Source organism: Mycobacterium sp. MMS18-G62 (genome assembly GCF_053877835.1).
Genome location: NZ_CM132662.1, coordinates 3,439,307 through 3,460,815, shown reverse-complemented (window position 1 = coordinate 3,460,815; position 21,509 = coordinate 3,439,307). Strand labels below are relative to the sequence as shown.

General features: G+C 63.9%; 25 protein-coding genes and 1 other RNA gene. 7 read left to right on the top strand and 19 right to left on the bottom strand.

Features of this window, described 5'->3' with window-relative positions; translation table 11 throughout:
• Window positions 1-25 precede the first annotated feature (25 nt).
• A complete protein-coding gene (locus ACWW36_RS17255; protein ID WP_456137213.1) occupies window positions 26-289 on the bottom strand; it encodes a hypothetical protein in 264 nt (87 codons plus the stop codon).
• On the opposite strand from ACWW36_RS17255, the gene ACWW36_RS17250 reads away from it, so the two are divergent.
• Entirely contained in the window at window positions 186-1,370 is a 1,185-nt protein-coding gene (locus ACWW36_RS17250; protein ID WP_456137212.1) for a R2-like ligand-binding oxidase, read from the top strand. The genes ACWW36_RS17255 and ACWW36_RS17250 overlap by 104 nt on opposite strands.
• Here the strand turns inward: ACWW36_RS17250 and ACWW36_RS17245 are convergent.
• The 6 genes from ACWW36_RS17245 to ACWW36_RS17220 form a co-directional block, all read right to left on the bottom strand.
• Entirely contained in the window at window positions 1,367-1,759 is a 393-nt protein-coding gene (locus tag ACWW36_RS17245; protein ID WP_456137211.1) for a DUF4267 domain-containing protein, read from the bottom strand. The two genes, ACWW36_RS17250 and ACWW36_RS17245, sit on opposite strands and share 4 nt — an antisense overlap.
• 17 nt (window positions 1,760-1,776) lie before the next feature.
• Window positions 1,777-2,202 (bottom strand): VOC family protein, encoded by a 426-nt coding sequence (locus tag ACWW36_RS17240; protein WP_456137210.1) that lies wholly within the window; start codon window positions 2,200-2,202, stop codon window positions 1,777-1,779.
• A gap of 95 nt (window positions 2,203-2,297) precedes the next feature.
• Entirely contained in the window at window positions 2,298-3,053 is a 756-nt protein-coding gene (locus tag ACWW36_RS17235; protein ID WP_456137209.1) for an SDR family oxidoreductase, read from the bottom strand.
• A gap of 116 nt (window positions 3,054-3,169) precedes the next feature.
• Window positions 3,170-4,069, bottom strand: a complete 900-nt coding sequence (locus ACWW36_RS17230; RefSeq protein ID WP_456142524.1) for a DUF4344 domain-containing metallopeptidase — start codon at window positions 4,067-4,069, stop codon at window positions 3,170-3,172.
• Between the two features lie 476 nt (window positions 4,070-4,545).
• Window positions 4,546-4,986 carry a VOC family protein gene (locus tag ACWW36_RS17225; protein WP_456137208.1) on the bottom strand — a complete coding sequence of 147 codons (441 nt, stop codon included), beginning with the start codon at window positions 4,984-4,986 and terminating at the stop codon, window positions 4,546-4,548.
• A gap of 337 nt (window positions 4,987-5,323) precedes the next feature.
• Window positions 5,324-5,557 carry a hypothetical protein gene (locus tag ACWW36_RS17220; RefSeq protein WP_456137207.1) on the bottom strand — a complete coding sequence of 78 codons (234 nt, stop codon included), beginning with the start codon at window positions 5,555-5,557 and terminating at the stop codon, window positions 5,324-5,326.
• 184 nt (window positions 5,558-5,741) lie between these two features.
• On the opposite strand from ACWW36_RS17220, the gene ACWW36_RS17215 reads away from it, so the two are divergent.
• The 4 genes from ACWW36_RS17215 to ACWW36_RS17200 are packed head-to-tail and all read left to right on the top strand — an operon-like array spanning window position 5,742 to window position 9,576.
• Complete coding sequence (locus ACWW36_RS17215; protein WP_456137206.1) at window positions 5,742-6,962, top strand: DUF1214 domain-containing protein; 1,221 nt, start codon at window positions 5,742-5,744, stop codon at window positions 6,960-6,962.
• Entirely contained in the window at window positions 6,959-8,104 is a 1,146-nt protein-coding gene (locus ACWW36_RS17210) for a sulfotransferase family protein (protein ID WP_456137205.1), read from the top strand. The genes ACWW36_RS17215 and ACWW36_RS17210 overlap by 4 nt, the downstream gene beginning before the upstream one ends.
• Entirely contained in the window at window positions 8,101-8,757 is a 657-nt protein-coding gene (locus ACWW36_RS17205; protein WP_456137204.1) for a TetR/AcrR family transcriptional regulator, read from the top strand. Before ACWW36_RS17210 ends, ACWW36_RS17205 begins: the two co-directional genes overlap by 4 nt.
• Before the next feature lie 15 nt (window positions 8,758-8,772).
• Window positions 8,773-9,576 (top strand): SDR family NAD(P)-dependent oxidoreductase, encoded by an 804-nt coding sequence (locus ACWW36_RS17200; RefSeq protein ID WP_456137203.1) that lies wholly within the window; start codon window positions 8,773-8,775, stop codon window positions 9,574-9,576.
• Between the two features lie 57 nt (window positions 9,577-9,633).
• Here ACWW36_RS17200 and ssrA read toward each other — a convergent pair.
• The 11 genes from ssrA to prfB form a co-directional block, all read right to left on the bottom strand.
• Window positions 9,634-10,001: a transfer-messenger RNA gene (ssrA, locus tag ACWW36_RS17195) on the bottom strand.
• A 97-nt stretch (window positions 10,002-10,098) separates the two neighbouring features.
• Complete coding sequence (locus tag ACWW36_RS17190; RefSeq protein WP_456137202.1) at window positions 10,099-10,950, bottom strand: maleylpyruvate isomerase family mycothiol-dependent enzyme; 852 nt, start codon at window positions 10,948-10,950, stop codon at window positions 10,099-10,101.
• A gap of 49 nt (window positions 10,951-10,999) precedes the next feature.
• A complete protein-coding gene (locus ACWW36_RS17185) occupies window positions 11,000-12,028 on the bottom strand; it encodes a tetratricopeptide repeat protein (RefSeq protein WP_456137201.1) in 1,029 nt (342 codons plus the stop codon).
• Window positions 12,025-13,260, bottom strand: coding sequence for an AAA family ATPase (locus ACWW36_RS17180; RefSeq protein ID WP_456137200.1), 1,236 nt, complete (start codon window positions 13,258-13,260; stop codon window positions 12,025-12,027). The genes ACWW36_RS17185 and ACWW36_RS17180 overlap by 4 nt, the downstream gene beginning before the upstream one ends.
• Before the next feature lie 51 nt (window positions 13,261-13,311).
• The gene (locus ACWW36_RS17175) at window positions 13,312-14,157 is read right to left on the bottom strand and encodes an EamA family transporter (protein WP_456142523.1); all 846 of its coding nucleotides are present in this window, start codon (window positions 14,155-14,157) and stop codon (window positions 13,312-13,314) included.
• The gene (gene smpB / locus ACWW36_RS17170) at window positions 14,154-14,648 is read right to left on the bottom strand and encodes an SsrA-binding protein SmpB (protein ID WP_456137199.1); all 495 of its coding nucleotides are present in this window, start codon (window positions 14,646-14,648) and stop codon (window positions 14,154-14,156) included. Before smpB ends, ACWW36_RS17175 begins: the two co-directional genes overlap by 4 nt.
• Window positions 14,649-14,650: 2 nt before the next feature.
• Window positions 14,651-15,547 carry a permease-like cell division protein FtsX gene (gene ftsX, locus ACWW36_RS17165; RefSeq protein WP_456137198.1) on the bottom strand — a complete coding sequence of 299 codons (897 nt, stop codon included), beginning with the start codon at window positions 15,545-15,547 and terminating at the stop codon, window positions 14,651-14,653.
• Window positions 15,548-16,237: a cell division ATP-binding protein FtsE gene (gene ftsE / locus ACWW36_RS17160; RefSeq protein WP_456142522.1), complete on the bottom strand. Its 690-nt coding sequence runs from the start codon at window positions 16,235-16,237 to the stop codon at window positions 15,548-15,550. It abuts the gene before it with no gap.
• A gap of 45 nt (window positions 16,238-16,282) precedes the next feature.
• Window positions 16,283-16,711, bottom strand: a complete 429-nt coding sequence (locus tag ACWW36_RS17155; RefSeq protein ID WP_456137197.1) for a hypothetical protein — start codon at window positions 16,709-16,711, stop codon at window positions 16,283-16,285.
• Complete coding sequence (locus ACWW36_RS17150) at window positions 16,708-17,688, bottom strand: mechanosensitive ion channel family protein (RefSeq protein ID WP_456137196.1); 981 nt, start codon at window positions 17,686-17,688, stop codon at window positions 16,708-16,710. The genes ACWW36_RS17155 and ACWW36_RS17150 overlap by 4 nt, the downstream gene beginning before the upstream one ends.
• The gene (gene prfB / locus ACWW36_RS17145; protein ID WP_456137195.1) at window positions 17,678-18,784 is read right to left on the bottom strand and encodes a peptide chain release factor 2; all 1,107 of its coding nucleotides are present in this window, start codon (window positions 18,782-18,784) and stop codon (window positions 17,678-17,680) included. The genes ACWW36_RS17150 and prfB overlap by 11 nt, the downstream gene beginning before the upstream one ends.
• 115 nt (window positions 18,785-18,899) lie before the next feature.
• Here prfB and ACWW36_RS17140 point away from each other — a divergent pair, with 115 nt between their 5' ends.
• Window positions 18,900-20,264 (top strand): FAD-dependent oxidoreductase, encoded by a 1,365-nt coding sequence (locus ACWW36_RS17140; protein ID WP_456137194.1) that lies wholly within the window; start codon window positions 18,900-18,902, stop codon window positions 20,262-20,264.
• 1 nt (window position 20,265) lies between these two features.
• On the opposite strand, the gene ACWW36_RS17135 is transcribed toward ACWW36_RS17140, so the two are convergent.
• Window positions 20,266-20,592, bottom strand: a complete 327-nt coding sequence (locus ACWW36_RS17135; protein WP_456137193.1) for a hypothetical protein — start codon at window positions 20,590-20,592, stop codon at window positions 20,266-20,268.
• Window positions 20,593-20,615: 23 nt separating this feature from the next.
• Here ACWW36_RS17135 and hisN point away from each other — a divergent pair, with 23 nt between their 5' ends.
• Window positions 20,616-21,404, top strand: a complete 789-nt coding sequence (hisN, locus tag ACWW36_RS17130) for a histidinol-phosphatase (RefSeq protein WP_456137192.1) — start codon at window positions 20,616-20,618, stop codon at window positions 21,402-21,404.
• Window positions 21,405-21,509: the final 105 nt, after the last annotated feature.

Sequence of the window (21,509 nt, the reverse complement as noted above, 5' to 3'; positions counted from 1 at the left end):
ACGCGGAACCACCGGGCCGTCAGATTCAGGGTTGCTTGGCGTAGCGGGTCAAGAACGCGATGGCAACGAGTGCCGCGACGACACCGATCGCGCCCCACAACACGAACGGGAAGACCAGCGACACCGGCGACCAGCCGACGCTGGAGAATGCCGCCGCCGTGTAGATCAGCCAGAAGATTCGGTAGATGCACCAGAGCGCGGTGATACCGGCGGAGATCCCGAACACGAGGCTCCGTGTGCGGTCGACGCGGTTGACCTGTTCCTGGATGCGGGTCGGCACGATGTTCACTGCTGTTTTCCTTTCGTCATGCGCGCCTCCTTGGCGCCGTCATGGCGGCAAGTACATGCAATGCCGGTGGCTACCGATCCCAAAAAACCGTTGCCCGACTGCGATCTGCTCTACGGTCAAAACAGGGAGGTCGATCGACATGACACGAACACGACTCGGCTCGCTAGGCGCCGGCGGGCTCAATTGGGACAGCCTGCCGTTGAGGTTGTTCGCGGGGGGCAACGCGAAGTTCTGGGATCCGGCCGACATCGATTTTTCCCGTGATCGGGCCGACTGGGAGTCGCTGACCGACCGCGAACGCGACTCGGCGACCCGCCTGTGCGCACAGTTCATCGCGGGCGAGGAAGCGGTGACCCAGGACATCCAGCCCTTCATGAGCGCGATGCACGCAGAAGGGCGCCTCGGCGACGAAATGTATCTGACGCAGTTCGCATTCGAGGAGGCCAAGCACACGCAGGTGTTTCGTCTGTGGCTCGACGCGGTCGGGATCACCGAGGACCTGCACGGCTACATCGAAGAGCTTCCGGCATACCAGGAGATGTTCTACGAAGAGCTTCCCGAATCGCTTTGGGCGCTGGCATCGGATCCCTCGCCGGCGGCGCAGGTCCGGGCGTCCGCCACGTACAACCACGTGATCGAAGGCATGATGGCGCTGACCGGATACTTTGCCTGGCACAAGATCTGCGCGGAGCGCGGCATTCTGCCCGGCATGCAGGAACTCGTTCAGCGGATCAGTGACGACGAGCGGCGTCACATGGCGTGGGGCACGTTCACATGTCGGCGCCACGTGGCGGCCGACGATGCCAACTGGACGGTGTTCGAAACGCGGATGAACGAGTTGATCCCACTGGCACTGCGCAACACCGACGAGGTTTTCGCCATCTACGGCGACGACGTCCCCTTCGGTTTCTCGAAGGACGAGTTCCAGCACTACGCCGCCGAAAAGGGCATGCGCCGACTCGGGACGATCAGTAGCGCGCGCGGCAGGCCCGTCGGGGAGATCGACGTCGACTGCTCGCCGCTTCAATTGGAGGACGCGTTCGCCGACGAGGACCACAAGGCGCTGGCGACGTCGGTCTAGGCCTCAGCTCGCGGTGTCTTGCGGGTTCGCCGCGTTGCGCCCCACAGCCCGACGCCGATTCCGATAACCGCGCCGCCGAGGCCGATCACCTGTTGTGAGCGCTTCATCTCGTCGTGGACGCTGATCCCGCCGAGCAGGTCGGCTGCGTCCGCACCGCCGGACGCAAGGAACCAGCCGCGGGTGTCCCGGCCACGCAACGCTGCCGCCGCGAGCAGGCCGCCGATCAGCGCGTCGCGATAGCCCATCGACCGCAACAACAATCGCGCCGTCGGGCCTTGGTCCTCCTGATCGCCCCAAATCCGGTTCGCGCGAACGGGATCGATGAGAAACGAAATGCCCGACGCGAGTCGGATGCCGCCGGCGACGAGCGCGGCGCGGTCGATGGCCATGGAGTGCAGCCTAGGCGTCAGAGCACCGTGAAGAGTTCGAGTTGGATGTTGTCGGGGTCGCGGAACACCACGGTGGCGAACCCGAAGGGTTGATCCCCTGTTCTGATGCCGGAGTGCTCGACGCCAAGTTCGTCGAGCCAGGCCGTCCACGCTTCGAGCTCTTCACGGGTGGCCACATTGAAGCCGACGTGGTCCAATCCCGTTCGGGCTTCGTCGAATTGTTCGCCGGTATTGCCGGTATTTGCGTGCAGCCCGATGGCCAGACCTGAGCGGGGCTCGACCAGCAGCACACCGTAACCAGTGTCCTCGCGTTCGTAGTGCGGGAATTCGATCGGCACTCGGTCCGCGCGGAACACCCGCTGATACCAGGCCACGCTCGCTTCGATATCGCGCACCGTCACGGAGAAGTGGTGGATGCCGGTGATGTTGGGGGCGTCGGTCATGCTGGAACCCTAACCACACTCGCGGGCCGCAGCCAGGTCGCGACGGGTCGGCCTTGATCTGTTGCAGTCGGTGAAGTGGTGGAAGGTCGATTCAGCTAGGCCTTGGCGCCGGTTTCGAGAATCCAGTCCTCGAACCGTGTCTCGAACAGAGTCGCACCGTCACCAGGGACGAGGGTGCGCTCTTCGATGTCGATACCCCAGTACTGCGCCTCGGGATCAGCGACGACCTCGCGGGTATCTCCGCGAGCGGTCAGCGCGGTCCGGATGAGGTCGGGAAGTAGAAACGCCTGTGGCCCACCGATTTCGGTGATCCCGTTGACGGGGTTGTTGACCGCGGCGATAGCGAGCCCTTCCGCGACGTCGGCCGCGGCCATCGGCTGAAAATAGGCAGGCGGCATGCGCACCGTGTCGCCGACCGTCGCAGAGTCGGCGAGGGTCTTGACGAACTCGAAGAACTGGGTCGCGTGGACGATTGTGTACGGAACAGGTCCGTCGCCGATGAGCTTCTCCTGCAATAGTTTCGCTTGGAAGTACCCGCTCTGGGGGGCCAACTGATCGGTGCCCACCACGGAGAGGGCGACGTGGTGGCCCACCCCGGCATTTTTCTCGGCAGCGAGCAGGTTCGTGGTTGCCGTGCGGAAGAACTCCATCGCCGAGTCGTCGAGCGTCGGCGAGTTCGACACGTCGACGACCACCGCGGCGCCCGCGAGCACCTCGGACAGACCCTCACCCGTCAGGGTGTTCACGCCGGTCGAGGGCGCTGCGGCGATTGCGTCGTGACCACTTTCGGACAACGTGTGCACCAACTCTGAGCCGATCAGGCCCGTACCACCGATTACGACGATTCTCATGATGAGTCTTCCGTTGTGTCTGACAGCGTGCTGACAGCCAGAACAGATCGGCAGTCGCGAATTCATTCTGGCACCAAAGAATCAGCCGGACTGACGGCTTGGTGGCCCGCGATCGCCTATTTCACATAGGGGCCGAGCAGCGTATCCCATGAGCTGCTGAGCTTGTTGTATTCGTCCTGGCAGCCGTCGGCGCGGTCTTGGGGCAGCGCGCCGTCCTTGACCAGGTCGGCGTTTCCGGTCGGGTCGGCGCCGTAGACCCAGCATTCGAGGTTGTACATACGGGTCTTGTCCAGAGAGTGAACGTCGGCGAGCTGCCCTTCATCGATCTCGCCGCCCTTTTGGTCGCTGTATGCCTGAAACTCGCGGGCGAAATCCTTGACGGCCTGCACATTTTGGGGATCGATCTTGCCGTCGGGGCCGGGGGTCAGCAGGAGGTATGCGGAAAGCTGGTCGGCGACGTCTTCCTCGCGACCGGTGGTGGGTAGGTCGTACAGGTCGATCACCATGTGTCCGGTCTCGTGGTAGAAGGTGGCGATCTCCGCGTTGATCGCCGATGCGGCCGGGTCCGCGTCGCCTGCCTTGGTGTAGATGTCCAGAGCGTCGGCCGCGTCCTCGTAACAGATCGTCACGGTCTTGTCGTCCGGGCTCCAATAGGCATTGGCCTCGTCACACTGCTTGCCGATCAACGGGACGTCGTAGGGCAGTTTGAGGGTCTGGTCGATGCTGTCGGCGAGGTCCTCCAACAGGTGGTCTTTCTGAATGAGGTCGCGGCCCCTCACCGCATCGGGTGACGTGGCGTCCTCGTAAGTGACGGTCATCTTGCCCGGCCAGTCCTGATCTGAGGGGGCGGCATCCGGGGTCCCGTTGCGGTTGACGTCGGGCTGCGCCGATGGCGTCTGGGCTGAGGTCGGGGAGGCTTTCGAAGACGACTGCGACGCAGTGTCGTGCCCGCAGCCGACGGCCAACAACGCCAACGACAGCACCGCAGCACCCGCGATTCCGGTTCGACCGCACATTCCCACGATTGACTCCCTCTCCAAACGGGGTTAGCCATCGACACCAGGCCGTCCCGTACGAACTGCGCACCCGATGCTATCTGCATCAAATGTCGCATAAGTCAATTTATGGAAACTCGCGGGGATATAGCTAGTTCGGACATGACGTGTTTGCCAATATGACAATCCGTGTCCACCTAAACCATTGCTGTTCGGTCCCTAGCAGCAGATGCGATCGCTGGTCACGCTCCGGGCCTATCTCAGTGTTGCGCGGGGCGTGTGCATTGCCACAAAGAGAACGCTACAAACGGATTTGAGTAGCTGAAGCGCGCTCCTAAATGCGGTCGAATCGGCCATGAAATAAAGAAATTGTCAATACCCGTGGATCGGGTGCTTCGGATGGCTATGAACGCGAGCTCTGACGGCGTTTGCTCGTTGATTGTCATGTGGACGCGATGATTGCCTGGTCCCAATGATCTGTTTGCGCGCGGGTGCGATCAGGCCGGTGGATTCTCGTTGAGCGCCAGTAGATCCCATTTGTTGCCGGCGATGTCGCGGAATACCGCGACCCGGCCATAGGGTTCGGTGCGCGGCTTGGTGAGGAACTCGACTCCTGCCGCCCTCATGCGTATGTGGGCAGCGTCGAAGTCGTCGACCTGGAGGAAGAAGCCGACGCGGCCGGCGAGTTGGTTGCCCACGGCAGCGTGTTGCTGCTCATTGTCGGCCCGAGCAAGTAGGAGGCCGGTTTGGGCGCGCCTTGGACGGACCACCACCCAGCGCTTCGGTCGTCCGTCGTTGGTCCGGGCCGGCGAGTCCTCGACGAGTTCGAAGTCGAGTGCTTCGACGAAGAAGGTGATGGCCGCGTCGTAGTCCTCGACGATGATGGTGGTGAGCTGTAGGAACGTCACCTCTTCAGGATGCCGGACCGACACCACCATCCTTATGACCTCGAGCCGCTAGGGCCTTGAGCCCGCGACGGGTAGACCTTCCGCCCAACGCAGCGAGGCCGACACCAACGCCTGGTGCACCGTGCCAGACCACCCGGTCTTGCGCTCGATCTCAGGCCCGGGCAACCCAGCCGGGGCATCACGGCGGATTGCCGCGAACAGCTAGACCCTCGACCTCGACGTCACAAGCACCAGATGCTTTCAGCCTGAGTTCAGCAGCAGGTGACGACAAGGTTCATGTATACGATCACCGACCTCCGAGGCTCATCCACAGATTTCGATCATTGCTCCAATGAAATACGCAACTAACTACGACGAGCACAAAATCTCAAAGCGACTCGATGAACCGGGTCGCGGTGGGCAGGTCGACGTTGGCCTCGTCCCGGTAAGCCTTGATGGCGCCGATCTTGTTGCCTGAGGCCAGCAACTGCTGAACATGAGCCGACACCTGGGACCGGGCGAGCGTCTGCAATTCGGGGATGGGCACGCCCGTCTTCTCATAGAGGTGCCGGACGAGCTGCTCGAGCACGCCCAGCCGTTCGTATACGTCGTTGGATGTCATCGGGTCAGCATGTCATCCGAGGTCGAGCACGTGCACTGCTTCTCGACGGTGTCAACAGTCGACAGGCTCTCGTGATCGAGCGTTGACACCCCGCGGCGGCACTGCAATAGTTAACCGCCTTAAATGAAAATGTTATTTTCAGATAAGCACCTCTCAACACTGTCGAGGCGGAGGAAACCTGAGCATGGAGCAGAAGCCTTTGGCCTGGTTACCGCAATCGATCGAAGACGCGTCATTGGGCGGCAACACCGGTTCCGACATGGGGTTGTCTGCGGCGTGGGCGTATCTACTCGGCAAGCTCGAACGAACCGCGCAGATAGTGCAGTCCGATCCCGCAGCCCGGAACGGGGTTGATGTGGCGTCGGGAATGCGTCATCTGCTGGTACTGCTGGCCGCCGGTGTCGACGAGGCATTGCGGTTCGATCCTGATCCGATTCTGTCTGTCCAGCGCGCTAGCACCGACGACATCATCACCTGGGGTATGGAGTGCCCGGACTGTATCTACACGCGGGCATCGCTACGTGGGGGCGAAAGCTACCGGCTGTTCGGCAACCGTGGCACCGCCCGATATGTCGGGTTGCAGACGATGGACGGAATCGTCTCCACCGCAAACGAATTGGTTGACGAACTCGAGGTGGACGGCGACGGTAACTTCGAGGTGATCTTGTCGAGGGACGAACGCGATGGAAATTGGATGAAAATCGGCGGCGATCATCCCACTCTGACGGTTCGACACTTCTTCTACGACTGGGACACCGAGGTGCAGTCCCGCCTGCGAATCGAAAGACTCGGCGACGCAGCCGAACTCGACAGAGTCACGACCAGTCCCGAGATACTCGTGTCGCGTCAGCTCGTCGCACTTGGCGATTTTGTCCACGACAATCTCGAGTTCTTCCTCCAGTTCGGAGCTGCCCCGCCTGCCAACGGGTTCCTCCCCCCGATCGACCGCACCGCGATGGGCGCAGCCGCGGAGAACAAACCCGTCATCGGACGCTGGGAGCTGGGCCCCGACGAGGTGCTCATTCTCGAAGTCGAGCCACCCGAAGGCGTCTATTGGAGCTATTCGCTCGGCAACCCGTGGTGGGAAACCATCCACTACGGCCGCCATCAATCCAGTTTGAATGCACACCAAATCACCACGGACTCCGATGGTCTGGTGCGCGTCGTGTTGTCCGAGCGCGATCCCGGAGTTGCGAACTGGCTCGACACCGCCGGACACAGCAACGGCGCAATGATCCTTCGCTGCGTGCGCACTGCGACTGCGCCGACACCCCGCGCCCGAGTGGTGTCATTCGAAGACATCGCATCTGTCTTGCCTGCCGACACCAAGAGGCTGACCGCCGATGAGCGGGCATCCGTCCTCGAACGCCGTCGACGCGCCGTGCACACGAGGTTCGCGAGATGACGTTCTCGGCCGACGAACTCGAAGACGGAGCCCGCGCAGCGACAGGGTTCGACGACTTCGGATCGTCCTATTACCGAGAGGGTCTCGAGCGCACCGTCGACGCGCTGAACACCGAAGCCGAACTCTCCGAGATGGGCGAGGTCATCCAGCACGCCACGATCAGCAATGCCCTCATCCAGCGCCTCAGGGTGGAGGAGACCTATGCGCGGCACCCCGAGATCGACGATGAGGTGGTGGGCGGGCCCGTCTTCGTGATCGGGTTGCCGCGGACGGGCACCACGGCTCTGAGCCAATTAGTTGCGGCCGACCCGCAGTTCCGATCGCTGCGGATGTGGGAATCACAGGCCCCGACGCCGCCGCCGGAGGCCGCAACTCAACACAGCGATCCCCGCATCGCTCAAGCCGAAGCCGGCCTGGAGATGTTGAATCAGATGTTCCCGCTCATGCGGACGCTCTACAACTCGGAAGCGACGGCCGCGACGGAATGCCAAGACCTGATGGGAATGAGCTTTCGCACTTTCCATTTCGATGGTGCCGTGCGCGTACCGAGCTACCTGGCCTGGCTAATGGATTGCGACATGCGGGAGACATACACATTTCACCGTCGGGTGCTCAAACTTCTGCAGTGGCATTGTCCGCCGACCCTCTGGCACCTCAAGACACCTGTCCACATGTTTGCGCTCGATGCGCTCGTCGAGGCCTATCCCAACGCGAAATTCATGTGGAGCCATCGTGATCCAGCGAAGGTGATGGGTTCGGTGTGCAGCCTCATCCAATACGTTCGTAGCTGGAGCAGCGATCGTCACGAGCCGGAAGAACTCGGTGCGGAGCAGCTCGACAGCTGGGCCGAGGCCGTTCGTCGAGCGATGGCCTTCCGCCGACGCGTTGGCGACGAGCGGTTTTCCGATGTCGCATTCGCGGACCTGCAGTCCAACCCGCTAGACACCCTGCGCGCAAGCTACGAGTCCTTGGGATTGGCGTTCACCGACGCGGCTGCGCGCGCGGTCGAGCAGTGGGCCGCCGGGCACAAGCCCGGCACCCGCGGCGCGCACGCCTACGAGTTGGCCGATTTCGGTCTCACCCCAGAGGGAGTCCGCGAGCGATTTACGGATTACCTCAACACATATGACGCGACCTCATGAGTGCTCCCCTCAAGCGGCGGCGAAGCAAGCTTGCCCCCGATCCCGATACGCGCCGTGCGATCTTGGCCGCAGCAACCGAGTCCCTTCGCGAGCATGGCGTCGAGCGGCTGAGCATCGCCGCGGTCCTCCAGCGCGCCGCACTGAGCACTCGCGCGTTCTATCGCCATTTCGAGTCGAAGGATCAACTGGTGTCCTCGGTCTTTCTCGAAGCGGCAAAAGCTGAAAAGCGCAGGCTGAGAAGAAAAATGGCCGCAACGAACACTCCGGTTGAGGCTGTTGCCGCCTGGATCGACGGTCGACTCGACCTCGCGTTCAGCGACCACATCAAGTCCGATCTGCGCCGCTTGTCGTTGGAGGCGCAATCGCAGAGATTCGCAGCCCCGGAACTGATTCAGCCGGCGTATGCCGAGATGCTGGAGCCACTCATCGACCAGATTCAGCGCGGACTGCGGGAGGGTGCGTTCCGCGATGTCGATCCCACAAGTGGTGCGCAGTCGATTCAGGGCGTGGTGTGGGCCAGCACCGAACGACAATGGGCAGCAAGCGACCGCGAGCGCGAACAAGTCCGAGAACACATACTCCGATTCTGTCTGCGTGGCTTGGGCGTAACGGCGGAGGAGATCAATCGAATCGTTCCAAACCGAACACCCTGATCAGGAGGCGACACGATGGACTTGGGCTTGGCGGGATCGACGGCCGTCGTCACCGGCGGCAGCAAAGGCATGGGCCTGGCCATCGCCGAAACCTTGGCAGCGGAGGGCGCCCGCGTGGCCGTCATGGCCCGCGGCAGAGCGGCACTCGATGCCGCAGTCGAAAAGCTAAGGGCCGCAGGTGCTCCCGACACCGTCGGAATCAGCGTTGACATGGCCGACCCTGCGTCCATCGTTGACGCCTTTGCCGCCGTCGCCGATCGCTGGGGTCAACTCAACAGCCTGGTACACACCATCGGACCAGGCGACGGGTACTTCGAGCAGCTGGACGACGCGGAATGGGATGCTGCGTTTGCACTTGGCACCATGTCGGCGGTGCGCTCTATTCGCGCCGCTTTGCCGATGCTCCGTGCCGCGGCGTGGGCTCGCATCGTGACATTGTCCGCGCATTCCATCCAGCGACAGAATCCACGCATCGTCGCCTACACCGCGTCGAAGGCGGCGCTGTCCAGCATCACCAAGAACTTGTCGAAAAGCCTTGCCAAGGACGGAATACTGGCGAATTGCGTTTGCCCGGGCACGATCGTGACAGCCAGTTTCACCGAGAACCTGAAAGACATCCTCGCTGCCGATGGCCTCGATGCGTCGAACCCGCACGATGTGATGGCATGGATCGACAAGAACTTCCACCAGCCGTGCGATCTCGGCCGGGCCGGGCTCCCCGAGGAGGTCGCCTCGATCACGGCCTACCTAGCGTCCCGAAGGAACGGCTACGTCACTGGCGCAACAGTGAACGTGGACGGAGGCTCAGACTTTGTGTGAGCAGCCGATGCTTGGGCGTAAACGCCAAGAGGGCCGCTGATCGTCAGCGGCCCTCTTTAGTGGAGCTGCCGGGAATCGAACCCGGGTCCTACGGCATTCCCTCGAGGCTTCTCCGTGCGCAGTTCGCTATGCCTCTACTCGGATCTCCTGATCACGCGAACAAGTCAGGATGACGATCCCAGTCGCTGTTGGTGTTCCGATGAGTCCCGCGACCGAACTCATCGGTGGATCCCTCTAGCTGATGCCAGGATCCGGGCCGAGGGCGTTCCCGGTCTGACAGACCAGCCGTCGCTTAGGCAGCGAGGGCGTAGTCGCGCTGATTTGAATCGGCGCTTAATTGGTTGCAACGACGCTTACGGTGGTCTCTTGCCTGCACCGGCACGCTTCCCTTGATTCGATGCGCGAAGTCGAAACCGTTCAGCCCCTCGCATCCCCGCCGACTTTCGGCAGGACATTTCATGGTACGCCAGTGACAACAGAGCACTGCAATGATTTCTTCCCAAAGCGGCGTGTTGGCGCAGGTCACATGACGTAATTGAGGTGTTCGACGACCCGCCGGCCGACGGCCTCGTCGCCGCCATAGACCAGGGCGTCGGGGTGCTGCGCCGGCGTGGTCCGGCCGCCTGCCAGGCGGGTGAACAGCAGACCATCGAGTGTGATCGTCGACGTCGGCTCCCGGCCGCCGAACTCCTCGACGACCCGACCCCGACCCTGCACCTCCACGTTGATCGTCCGCCGCAACGGGCCCGTCAGCTCGATACTGACCCGCGATCCGTCGGGCGCCCCACCCAGCTTGCCCACGACGAACCCCATGCTGGCTGCCATCTCGTCGAGCGCCAGCCGCGACGCCGGGCCTGCCAGTTCCGCATCGGTGGCCGGGCGATGCAGCGCGTCGCGGATGTCCAGCTCATGCATCCAGCAGTCGAAGACCCGCACTCGCATGAATCGGCCGAAGGTGTCGGGCCCCACCGGCGTGACGGTCACCTCGTTCCACGCGTCATCCGACATGTCGGCCAACGCAGCACGCCGCTGGGCGACCGTGGCTCTGAACTTCTCAAGCAGCTCGCCGGGGCTGACGCCGCGCAGGTTGCGAACCCAACGCTCGTTCAGCATGCCGACGTCATTGCGGACGTGGTTGAACACCGACACGTCGACGTCGGCGTCCGGGATCGCGATGCCTTGCAGCATGCACTCCGTGCCGATCACGTGCGCTACGACATCACGAACCGACCACCCCGGCAGCGGACTCCCCGCCTGCCACTGCGATTCGGTAAGGCCGGCGACCAGCTGATCGATCTCGTTCCACACGGCCGACAGGCCGTTGATCACGTCGGACTTGTCGAGGTTGGTCACGGGGCGCGAAGGGCTGCTCACCCGGCCGAACGTAGCGCCCGCGGCGGCCGAGCGTCCGCGAAATGCCCATCTACCCACCGGCCAGGCGGCCGGCGAACACAACGATTACCGAGAAGAGCAAGAACAAGAAGCCGACCGCCGTGAACACCGGATTTGGCCCGAACACCGTTGCGGTGACACCGACAACGATCCCGACGACCAGTAGCGCCATCCGAAGGCTCAGCATTCCTCCCTTGCGCATCACCGACGCCAACGTGCGACGCGGCAGCGTGCGCAGAATCCACACCAGGATCACCACCAGGGCGGTCGTGCATAGCCCGATCAACACCCGCGGCACGATCGTCGGCGAGCCGTCATCGTGCACCGCCAGCATCACGACCACGAAAAACGCAAGAGCGACGACCACGATCGACGACTGCCGCAGCACCCTCAGCACGACGACGCCTACGTTGTCGCGGGCGAGTTGACCAAGGGACGGGTCGAGTCGAGCCGCGCCGAGGAACCCCCGCAGCGCGGACGAAAACTTGCCAGCCGCAAGACGATTGACGGCAAGGTTGTTCACGGCACTCGCGTGTTCAGGCGCAATACGTAAGGCCTGTTGATAGTCGGCATTGGACTCGCCGATTCTGCCCAACTTCTTGAGGATCGAGCCACGCAGGACGAACGTGTCAGCATCATTGGGCTGCAGGCGAATCGACTCGTTCGCCGCGGTCAACGCGTACTGCAGTTGGCCTGCTCCCGCGAGGATTCTGGCGAGGTCGTAGTGCGCAAGATAGTCGTCGGGGTGTGTCGTTGCGGTGCGCCATGCCATCCACCACGCCTCATACCAGCGGCCGAGGCCGTTGAGCGCGGACGCATACATCCGCATGGCGAGCGCATCCTGCGGCGCGCGACCAAGCGCCGCGTACGCGACCTGCGCCGCGGATTCGAAATGCTGCAAGCAGATTTCAGCACGCGCGTATTCCGTCAGCAGGCCTGGGTCATCGGGGTTCTCAGCCAGCGCGGTACGCAGTATCTCCCGTGCGCGCTCGTAGTTGCGGGTGTCGATATAGTGCCGCGCGGTATGGATTGCCGCTAGGACGCTATCTTCGACCGTCATCGGATCTTTCTGCGACGCATGTACTTTGCGAGCTCGTCGTACGTACCGTCGGTGTTCCCGAACTCCACGACGTTGCGGGCAGTGTCGAACCACGGACCCGTACTCGGCCGGATCTGCGCAAGCGCCGCGTCGACGTCCGCCATCGTGACAGGGCGCACCTGGCCCGACCGTATCGAATCAGCCATCGCCAATTGCGTTGCGGTGTCGCAGACATGCGCGAGGTCGGCACCGGACCAGCCGTCGGTCCGGTCAGCGATCGACTTGGGGTTGACACCCGACACCGGCCGATCCTGGAGATGAAAGCGAACGATCGCCGCCCGCGCCTCCGGATCGGGCAGGCCGACGAAGATCATCCGGTCGAACCGGCCGGGCCTGCGCAGCGCCGCATCGACATCCCACGGAGCGTTGGTGGCGCCGAGGACGTAAACACCTTCGTTGCTCGCCGTCGACGAGTCGAACTCTTCGAGCAGTGTGTTGACCACCGTCCGCATCGCCGAAACGCCGCTCAGCGCGGATCGCCTGTGACCCAACGCATCTACCTCGTCGAAGAACAGCACGCACGGCGCATTGCGGCGCGCATTGTCGAAGACGGCGCGGATAGCGCGCTCGCTATCCCCGAACCAGCGGCTCACCACATCGGCGATGCCGACCTGGTAGAAGTTTGCGCCGAGCTCGCCGGAAACGGCCTTGGCCATGAACGTCTTACCGCAGCCAGGCGGTCCGTAGAGCAGCAAGCCGCCACGCGCAGACACCTTGTAGGCCTTCATCAACTCCGGATTGCGAATCGGGCCCAGCAGTGAAAGTTCGAGCTGACGTTTGACGTCGGCCATTCCGGCGATGTCGGCCAACCGCACATCGCTGCGTTGCACCACGTCGAAGTCGTCATCGGTAACGGCATCCGCCGGCTCCTCGACGAAGGCCGGCCGGATGATGTCGGCAAGTTCTCTCTCAGCGGCGGACCAATCGAAACCCGCTGCGGACTGGGCGGGCTGCTCGTCGTCCGTCGGCGCTGTGTTCTGTGCACCGGCTAGGGCGGCGCTGCACCGCTGCATCAGCGCCAACGCGGCCGCATTCGCGGGATCGAGGGTCAGCGCTGCGCTGCAATGCCCGAGCGCTTCGGCGTAGCGGCCTCGCTCGACCAGGAGATCGGCCAGGTGGAGCCTGAGCTCGATGACGTCGGGACTGCGCTCGACAGCAGCTGAGACCGCCTCGACCACCGGATCGTCGCTCATCGGCCCTCCTGTTTGCCAACGACGCCTCATTTTACGGGACGAACTAGCAAGCTACCCTGCGGCGATCATGCCCACCGACATGAGCGCGGCAACCATGCCGACTGTTTGCCAGCGGGTAACTCTTTCGCGCAGCACGACAATGGCCAGCAACACCGTCGCCGCGGGGTACAGCGACATCAGCACCCCGGCCAACGACAGTAACGACGCCTGCAATGCCAGCAGCATCGCGATGTTGGCGCCGGTGTCGAGCACCGCGGCCAGCACCGCCAGCCGCAGGGGTATGCCGGTCGGCGGCCGCAGGTTGGAGCTCACCGCGGCGATGAACAACACCAGCACGCTGGCCGAGACCCGCGCGAAGACCAGCGGCCACAGCTTGGCCTCCACCGGCGCCTGATGAATCAGCACGAAGTTCAGCCCGAACGCGACGCCGGAGCCGACCGTCAACCAGGCCACGCGGGCGGTGAACCTGTGCGGCGCGACGTCCTCGTCGGTCGCCTCGCGACTCACCAGCACCACCGCGACCAGTGCCAGCACCACGCCGATCGCGGCGATGAACCCCGGCCGCTCCCCCAGCACCACACCGACACCGACGGGGATGCCCGCGACGAGGATCGCGGTCAGCGGCGACACCACCGAGATCGGCCCTGCGCCCAGCGCGGCGTAGAACCACCACACGCCGAAGGCTTGCGAGACACCGCATAACGCGCCCCAGAAAACGGCGGCCCCGGTGACGTGGCCGCCGACGATCGCGGCGATCACAGCGAGCAACACCATGGCGATCGGATAGGACACCAGCACGACCCGCAGCGCCGCCACCCTCCGCGACGCGAGCCCGCCGACGAAATCGCTGATGCCGTAACCGAGCGCGGAAGCGAGCGCTAGCGCGACGCCGATCAGGTCATGCCCTTCATGCGCCGGCCCAGCTCTCGGGTCACCTCCCGCTGCGCGTCGCGACGGGCCATGTCTTGACGCTTGTCGTGCGCCTGCTTACCACGGGCCAGGGCAAGCTCGACTTTCACCTTGCCCTCAGTGAAGTACAACGACAGCGGCACCAGCGTCAGGTTGCCGTCGCGCACCTTTCCGACCAGGTTGTCAATCTCTTTGCGGTGCAACAACAGTTTTCGGTTGCGCCGCGGCGGATGGTTGGTCCAGCTGCCGTGGTGATACTCCGGGATGTGCAGATTGCGCAGCCAGATCTCACCGTCGTCGATGGTCGCGAACGCGTCCGCCAGCGACGCTTGGCCCTCGCGCAGGCTCTTCACCTCGGTGCCGACCAGCTGAATCCCGGCCTCGAAGGTGTCGATGATCGAATAGTTATGTCGCGCTTTGCGATTCGTCGCGACAATCTTGTTGTTGCTGTTCCTCGTAGGGTCCGCTTTTTTGGCCACGGTTATCTTCGGATGTAGAGCCGCAGTGTGACGTACGCGGTGATCCCGGACATCGCCAGACCCAAGAACAGCATGAACGGCGCGCTGAAGTACAGAACGTCGGCGTAGTCGACCTTGGCAATCAGGTTGGCCCGATAGAACTGTTCGAGCGCATTGTCCAGGAACGCGGCCCGCACGACGATCAGCCCGACGATCGCGATGAGGACACCGGCGAGCGCGGCCGTCATCGCCTCCACCAAGAAGGGCAGCTGCGTATACCAGCGGCTGGCACCGACGAGCCGCATGATGCCGATCTCGGTTCGTCGCGTATAGGCCGCGACTTGAACCATGTTGGCTATCAACAGGACTGCACCTATTGCCTGCACCAACGCCACCGCGAACGCGGCGGTACTGATTCCGTCGAGCACCGCGAAGAGCCGGTCGATCAGATCTTTCTGGTTGAGCACATTCAGTACGCCGGGCTGGCCGACCATCGCCTCGTCGAAGTCCTTGTGCTGCTCTGGGTTATCGAGCTTGACGATGAACGACGCCGGGAACGCGTCCTTGCCGGCGACGTCCTTGTACTGCGGGAACTTCTTGATCGCGTCGTTGTAGGCATCGTCGCGGTTGAGAAAGCGGACGGACTTCACGTCGTCACGCTTTTCGATCTGCGCGCGCAGCCCCTTGCAGGGGTCCGCGTCGCAGGTCGGGTCGTTGGCCGAGACGTCGTTGGTCAGAAAGACCTGGCTCTCCACCCGGTCGAGATAGATCTTGCGCGACTGGTCGGCCAGCCGCACCACCAGCAGGCCGCCGCCGAACAGCCCGATGGAGATGGCGGTCGTCAGGATCATCGCGATGGTCATGGTGACATTGCGACGAAGCCCGGTCAGAACTTCATTTACGAGGAAGCCGAAGCGCACTTAGCGGTCCATTCCGTAGACGCCGCGCTGTTCGTCTCTGACGAGCCTTCCGAGCTCCAGTTCGACGACGCGCTGGCGCATCGAGTCAACGATGTGGTGGTCATGTGTGGCCATCAGCACCGTCGTCCCGGTGCGGTTGATCCGCTCGAGCAGATCCATGATGTCCTTGCTGGTCTCCGGGTCGAGGTTGCCCGTGGGCTCATCGGCCAGCAGCACCAAAGGACGGTTGACGAATGCGCGGGCGATCGCGACGCGCTGCTGCTCGCCGCCTGACAGTTCGGCCGGCAACCGGTTGGCCTTGCCCGACAAGCCGACCATTTCGAGAACGTCGGGCACCACCCGGTTGATCACGTCGGGCTTCTTGCCGATGACCTCCAGCGCGAAGGCGACGTTCTCGAACACGGTCTTCTGCTGCAGCAGCCGGAAGTCCTGGAACACGCAACCCATCACCTGGCGCAGGCTCGGCACGTGGCGGCCCGGCAGCTTGTTGACGTGGAACTTCGACACCCGGATGTCGCCGGAGGTGGGTGTGTCCTCGGCCAGCAGCAGCCGCATGAACGTCGACTTACCGGACCCGGATGGGCCGATCAGGAACACGAACTCACCCTTGTCGATCTTGAGTGACACGTTGTCGAGCGCCGGCCGAGCCGACGACTTGTACTGCTTTGACACGTGGTCGAGGGTGATCATCACGGAGCGCCAGTGTAGCGGTCGGAGCAGGTCGGGCCGGTCAGGCTATCTCGGCGGCACGGTCGTCGTCGGGATGGGCCCCAACGCCGTCGTCGGCGTGGGCGTCGGCGTCAGGGTGTAGGTCGTCGGCCCCAGCGGCCCCGGGACCACAGTTGTCGATGGAGTGGTCTCCGTCGGGGACGTCGGGCTGGTGGTCTCCGTCGGGCTGGTGGTCTCCGTGGGGCTGGTCGTGGTCGGCGTGGTGGTGGTCGTGGTGTACGTCGGCTCAGGCGTGCGCACCTTGGTCCGCGGCACCCAGGTGTAGTTCGGGTCGGGAACGAAGCCGGGCGGCACCACCGCGGTTGACGGCGCCTCCGTGGCAGGCGGCTTGGGTTCGAAGTTGTGGTACACCCAGAACAGCGCGAGGAACGCGACGATGAGCACCAGCGTCGAAACCCGCATCCGGCCGAACTTGGCCTTCAACCAGCCCGTCACTTGTGCTGCTCCGTCGGGCCTTGGGTTTCCTCCTCAGCACCCCCGGCGGTGGCTGGGTGCACGATGGCTTCCACCATCGGTGTGTTGCCGTCCGTTGGCGAAGCCACACCTGCACGGCGCAGCGCGCGAACGACCAGCACGCGTATCCGCCGCCCCACCTCGAATTGTTTGCCTGGCAGCGTGCGCGCGACCATCCGCAGGTTCACCGTGTCGAGTTCGATGCTTTCCACACCCATCAGCTGCGGAGCGTCCAGCAGCAGTGCGTGCAGGCCAGGATCCTCCAGGGCCTTCTCGGTCACGTCGTGCAGCACGTCGTTGACCAGGTTGAGGTCGGCCGAGGTCGGAACCGGGATGTCGATGACGGCGCGCGCCCAGTCCTTAGACAGGTTCACCGTCTTGACGATCTGCCCGTTGGGGATGGTGAACATCTCACCCTCGGTGGAGCGCAGCTTCGTGACGCGAAGAGTGACGTCCTCCACGGTGCCTTCCGCGGGCGCGTTGATGCCTGCGACCGTCAGGGATACCAGGTCACCGAATCCGTACTGCTTCTCGGTGATGATGAAGAATCCGGAGAGCAGGTCCTGCACCAGGCGCTGTGCACCGAAACCGAGCGCGGCGCCAAGCACCGCGGCGGGCGCGACGAGGGATCCGACCGGGATGGCGAGGATCGAGGTGACCTGCACGATCACGATGACGAACAACAGCGCGACCGTCACCCACGAGATCACCGAAGCGACGGCCTGGCGGTGCTTCGCACTCTCCGTGCGCACCAGCTGATCGCTTTCCTGATATTCGGCGTCGATGCGCCGGACGATTCGTCGAGCGCCCCAATTGATGAACCGGGCGGCCAGTAACCCGCCGATCAGGTACAGCGCGATCGGCACGCCCCTGACGAGGAGCCAGTCGCCGATGGTGCCGGTCCAAAAACCTTCCCAGCGTTCGGCAATCGATGTTGCAAGCAGTGTGCTATTCGTCATCTCGCCTGTTGCGCCACCGGATTCCCGCTTCCAGGAACCCGTCGATGTCTCCGTCAAGTACTGCCGCCGGATTGCCGACCTCGTAGTCGGTGCGCAGGTCCTTCACCATCTGGTACGGATGCAACACGTAGGACCGCATTTGGTTGCCCCACGAGCTGCCGCCGTCACCCTTCAACGCATCCAGCTCAGCACGTTCTTCTAAACGCTTGCGTTCCAATAACTTTGCCTGAAGCACTCGCATCGCTGACACCTTGTTCTGCAGCTGCGACTTTTCGTTCTGGCAAGTCACGACGATACCGGTTGGGATGTGCGTGAGTCGAACGGCAGAGTCGGTGGTGTTGACCGACTGACCGCCGGGACCACTCGATCGGTACACGTCAACGCGCACATCGCTTTCCGGAATGTCGATGTGGTCGGTGGTCTCTGTGACGGGTAACACTTCCACTTCCGCGAAGGACGTCTGACGCCGTCCCTGGTTGTCGAACGGGCTGATTCGCACCAGCCGGTGCGTGCCCTGCTCCACCGACAACGTCCCGTACGCGAACGGCGCGTGCACCGCGAACGTCGCGCTCTTGATGCCGGCTTCTTCGGCGTAGGACGTGTCGAACACCTCGACGCCATAGTTGTGCTTTTCGGCCCAGCGGATGTACATCCGCATCAGCATCTCGGCCCAGTCGGCGGCGTCCACCCCACCCGCGCCGGAGCGGATGTTGACCAGCGCCTCGCGTTCGTCGTATTCGCCGGACAGCAGCGTGCGCACTTCCATCGCCTCGATGTCCTCGCGCAGCTTCTTCAGTTCGGTATCGGCGTCGGCGACGTCGTCAGCGCCTCCCTCTTCTGCGGCCAGCTGGTACATCACCGGCAGGTCGTCGAGGCGCTGACGGAGTTCCTCGACCCGCCGAAGCTCACCCTGGGCATGGGACAGCTCACTGGTGACCTTCTGGGCGCGGGTCTGGTCGTCCCATAGATGCGGGTCGGAGGCCTCGTGTTCGAGCTTTTCGATGCGACCGCGCAGCCCCTCGACATCGAGCACACGCTCCACCGTGGTCAGGGTGGAGTCGAGGGCAGCGATATCGGCTTGACGGTCAGGATCCACGGGAGTTCAGGGTACCTGCAGCCAGATCAGCACCAGTTCTTGCTGACCGGCGGCAGCCAGGCAGGGTGCACGTTTAGCATCGGGTTTGGTAACCAGCCCCCAATGAAGGTTAGGTATGCGCCCATACCACGTGGCGATCGTTGGTTCAGGCCCCTCGGGGTACTTCGCCGCGGCATCGCTGCTGAAATTTGCCGACACGACCGACGACGCCGACGTACGCGTGGACATGCTGGAGATGCTGCCCACGCCATGGGGCCTGGTGCGCTCGGGTGTGGCGCCGGACCATCCGAAGATCAAGTCGATCAGCGCCCAGTTCGAGAAGACAGCGACCGATCCCCGGTTCCGGTTCTTCGGCAATATCGTGGTCGGCGACCATGTGCAGGCCGCTGAGCTGGCCGAGCGCTACGACGCGGTGATCTACGCCGTCGGTGCGCAGTCGGACCGCTCGCTGGGCATTCCGGGCGAAGACCTGCCCGGAAGCGTCGCCGCCGTGGACTTCGTCGGCTGGTACAACGCGCACCCGCATTTCGAGGAGATGGCACCGGATATCTCGAGCGGTCGTGCTGTCGTCGTCGGCAACGGCAACGTCGCGCTCGATGTGGCGCGAATTCTCGTCACCGACCCCGATGTGCTGGCCACCACCGACATCGCCGACCACGCGCTGAAGTCCCTGCACGACCGCGGGGTCGAAGAGGTATTGATCGTCGGCCGCCGCGGCCCCCTTCAGGCGCCGTTCACCACGCTCGAGTTGCGCGAGCTCGGCCACCTCGAGGGTTTGGGGGATGTGGACGTCGTCGTCGACCCCGCCGATCTCGCTGACATCTCCGACGCCGATCTCGAGGCCGCCAGTAAGACCGTGCGTAACAACATCAAAGTGTTGCGCGGATACGCCGAGCGCGAGTCGGGTGGGGCCAAGCGCCGCATCGTGTTCCGTTTCCGGACGTCGCCGATTGAGCTCAAGGGCGACGATCGCGTCGAGTCGATCGTGTTGGGCCGCAACGAGTTGGTCAAAGACAACGATCGCATCGTGGCCAAGGACACCGGCGAGCGCGAAGAGGTGCCTGCGCAGTTGGTGGTGCGCGCGGTCGGCTATCGCGGTGTGCCCACGCCGGGCCTGCCGTTCGACGAGCGCAGCGGCACGATCCCGCACACCGACGGCCGCATCGAGGGCAGCCGCAACGAGTACGTCGTCGGCTGGATCAAACGCGGACCCACCGGCGTGATCGGCAGCAACAAGAGTGACTCGCAGGAGACCGTCGACACGCTGATCTCGGACCTGCGTGACGCTTCGTTGTCGGACGTCGGCGAGGACTATTCGGAGGAATTGGTCGAGTGGCTGGTGGAGCGCCAGCCCAAGCTGATCACCGACGACCACTGGAAGATGATCGACGACTACGAACGCTCAGCGGGAGAACCTCACGGCCGACCGCGGGTCAAGGTGACGAGCGTCGCCGAACTGCTCCGGATCGCACACGGCTGAGCTACGGCGACGTCTGCGGCACAAAGTTCCAGTTGTCCGGGTTCTTCGGCGAGTACGCGACGGGGAACAGCTGCCCCATCGTCGGCCAGTGGTCGACGTCGACGGCCAGACTCTGATAGACCACATGCTCGTTGACCGTCGGCCCGTTGATCACCCCGGTGATCGTGACGAGCTGTTCACCGGTGGCGTCCGGCCTGGGGCTCACCCCGGTGACCAGCAGCGTGCCCTGCACCCAGTCGCTGCTGACGCCACGCCGTCGCATGATCCAGGGTCGCGCCAGAAGCACGAGAGCCCCGATCAACGCCACCGCTATTGCGAGTTCAACCACACCGACATGGTAGGACTGCTGCCATGAGTCGGGTCCGCGATGACATGGCGCTCGCGCTGCGGCTGGCCGATCAGGCCGACGCGCTAACAGTGGACCGATTCGGCGCGCTGGATCTGCATGTCGACACCAAACCCGACCTGACGCCGGTGACCGATGCCGACCGTTCGGTGGAGAACGCACTCCGCGAAACGCTCTCGCAAGAGCGGCCCGACGATCCGGTGCTCGGCGAAGAGTTCGGTGGCACAGCGGTTTTCAGCGGCCGACAGTGGGCGATCGACCCGATCGACGGCACCAAGAATTTCGTCCGCGGCGTGCCGGTGTGGGCGACGCTGATCGCGCTGCTGCACGACGGAGTCCCCGTCGTCGGCGTGGTGAGCGCGCCCGCGTTGCAGCGGCGCTGGTGGGCCGCCGCTGGCGAGGGCGCGTTCGCGGCGGTTGCGGGTGGCGCACCGCGACGGGTGGCGGTGTCGTCGGTCGCGGAGATCGAGTCGGCGAGCCTGTCGTTCTCCAGCCTTTCCGGATGGGCGAAGCTGGGCCGTCGCGACCGGTTCATCGACCTGACCGATGCGGTCTGGCGCGTGCGCGGCTACGGCGACTTCTTCTCCTATTGCCTACTGGCCGAGGGCGCCGTGGACATCGCCGCCGAACCCGAAGTGTCGCTGTGGGACTTGGCGGCTTTGGACATCCTCGTGCGCGAAGCCGGCGGAGCATTCACCAGTCTGGACGGCACGGCAGGACCCCACGGAGGCAGCGTCGTCGCGACCAACGGCCTGCTGCAGGAAGCCGTTCTGAACCACTTTCGTCGGGCTTGACCAGAGCGCCGGGCTCTTCCATTGGGCCGACAGTCAGCTCGCCGCGAGACCGCCCCCGATTCTGGACGTGGCCGACATGCAACGCGTCTAGCCTGACAGTAGGGG

Coding starts and splice junctions, on each gene's coding strand:
- ACWW36_RS17205 (WP_456137204.1), top strand. CDS start 8,101: ATGAGTGCTCCCCTCAAGCGGCGGCGAAGCAAGCTTGCCCCCGATCCC.
- ACWW36_RS17235 (WP_456137209.1), bottom strand. CDS start 3,053: ATGAGAATCGTCGTAATCGGTGGTACGGGCCTGATCGGCTCAGAGTTG.
- ACWW36_RS17210 (WP_456137205.1), top strand. CDS start 6,959: ATGACGTTCTCGGCCGACGAACTCGAAGACGGAGCCCGCGCAGCGACA.
- hisN (WP_456137192.1), top strand. CDS start 20,616: ATGAGTCGGGTCCGCGATGACATGGCGCTCGCGCTGCGGCTGGCCGAT.
- ACWW36_RS17230 (WP_456142524.1), bottom strand. CDS start 4,069: ATGTGCGGTCGAACCGGAATCGCGGGTGCTGCGGTGCTGTCGTTGGCG.
- ACWW36_RS17245 (WP_456137211.1), bottom strand. CDS start 1,759: ATGGCCATCGACCGCGCCGCGCTCGTCGCCGGCGGCATCCGACTCGCG.
- ACWW36_RS17150 (WP_456137196.1), bottom strand. CDS start 17,688: ATGACGAATAGCACACTGCTTGCAACATCGATTGCCGAACGCTGGGAA.
- ACWW36_RS17180 (WP_456137200.1), bottom strand. CDS start 13,260: ATGAGCGACGATCCGGTGGTCGAGGCGGTCTCAGCTGCTGTCGAGCGC.
- ACWW36_RS17250 (WP_456137212.1), top strand. CDS start 186: ATGCACCAGAGCGCGGTGATACCGGCGGAGATCCCGAACACGAGGCTC.
- ftsE (WP_456142522.1), bottom strand. CDS start 16,237: ATGATCACCCTCGACCACGTGTCAAAGCAGTACAAGTCGTCGGCTCGG.
- ACWW36_RS17240 (WP_456137210.1), bottom strand. CDS start 2,202: ATGACCGACGCCCCCAACATCACCGGCATCCACCACTTCTCCGTGACG.
- ACWW36_RS17200 (WP_456137203.1), top strand. CDS start 8,773: ATGGACTTGGGCTTGGCGGGATCGACGGCCGTCGTCACCGGCGGCAGC.
- ACWW36_RS17185 (WP_456137201.1), bottom strand. CDS start 12,028: ATGACGGTCGAAGATAGCGTCCTAGCGGCAATCCATACCGCGCGGCAC.
- ACWW36_RS17220 (WP_456137207.1), bottom strand. CDS start 5,557: ATGACATCCAACGACGTATACGAACGGCTGGGCGTGCTCGAGCAGCTC.
- ACWW36_RS17225 (WP_456137208.1), bottom strand. CDS start 4,986: ATGGTGGTGTCGGTCCGGCATCCTGAAGAGGTGACGTTCCTACAGCTC.
- ACWW36_RS17215 (WP_456137206.1), top strand. CDS start 5,742: ATGGAGCAGAAGCCTTTGGCCTGGTTACCGCAATCGATCGAAGACGCG.
- ACWW36_RS17140 (WP_456137194.1), top strand. CDS start 18,900: ATGCGCCCATACCACGTGGCGATCGTTGGTTCAGGCCCCTCGGGGTAC.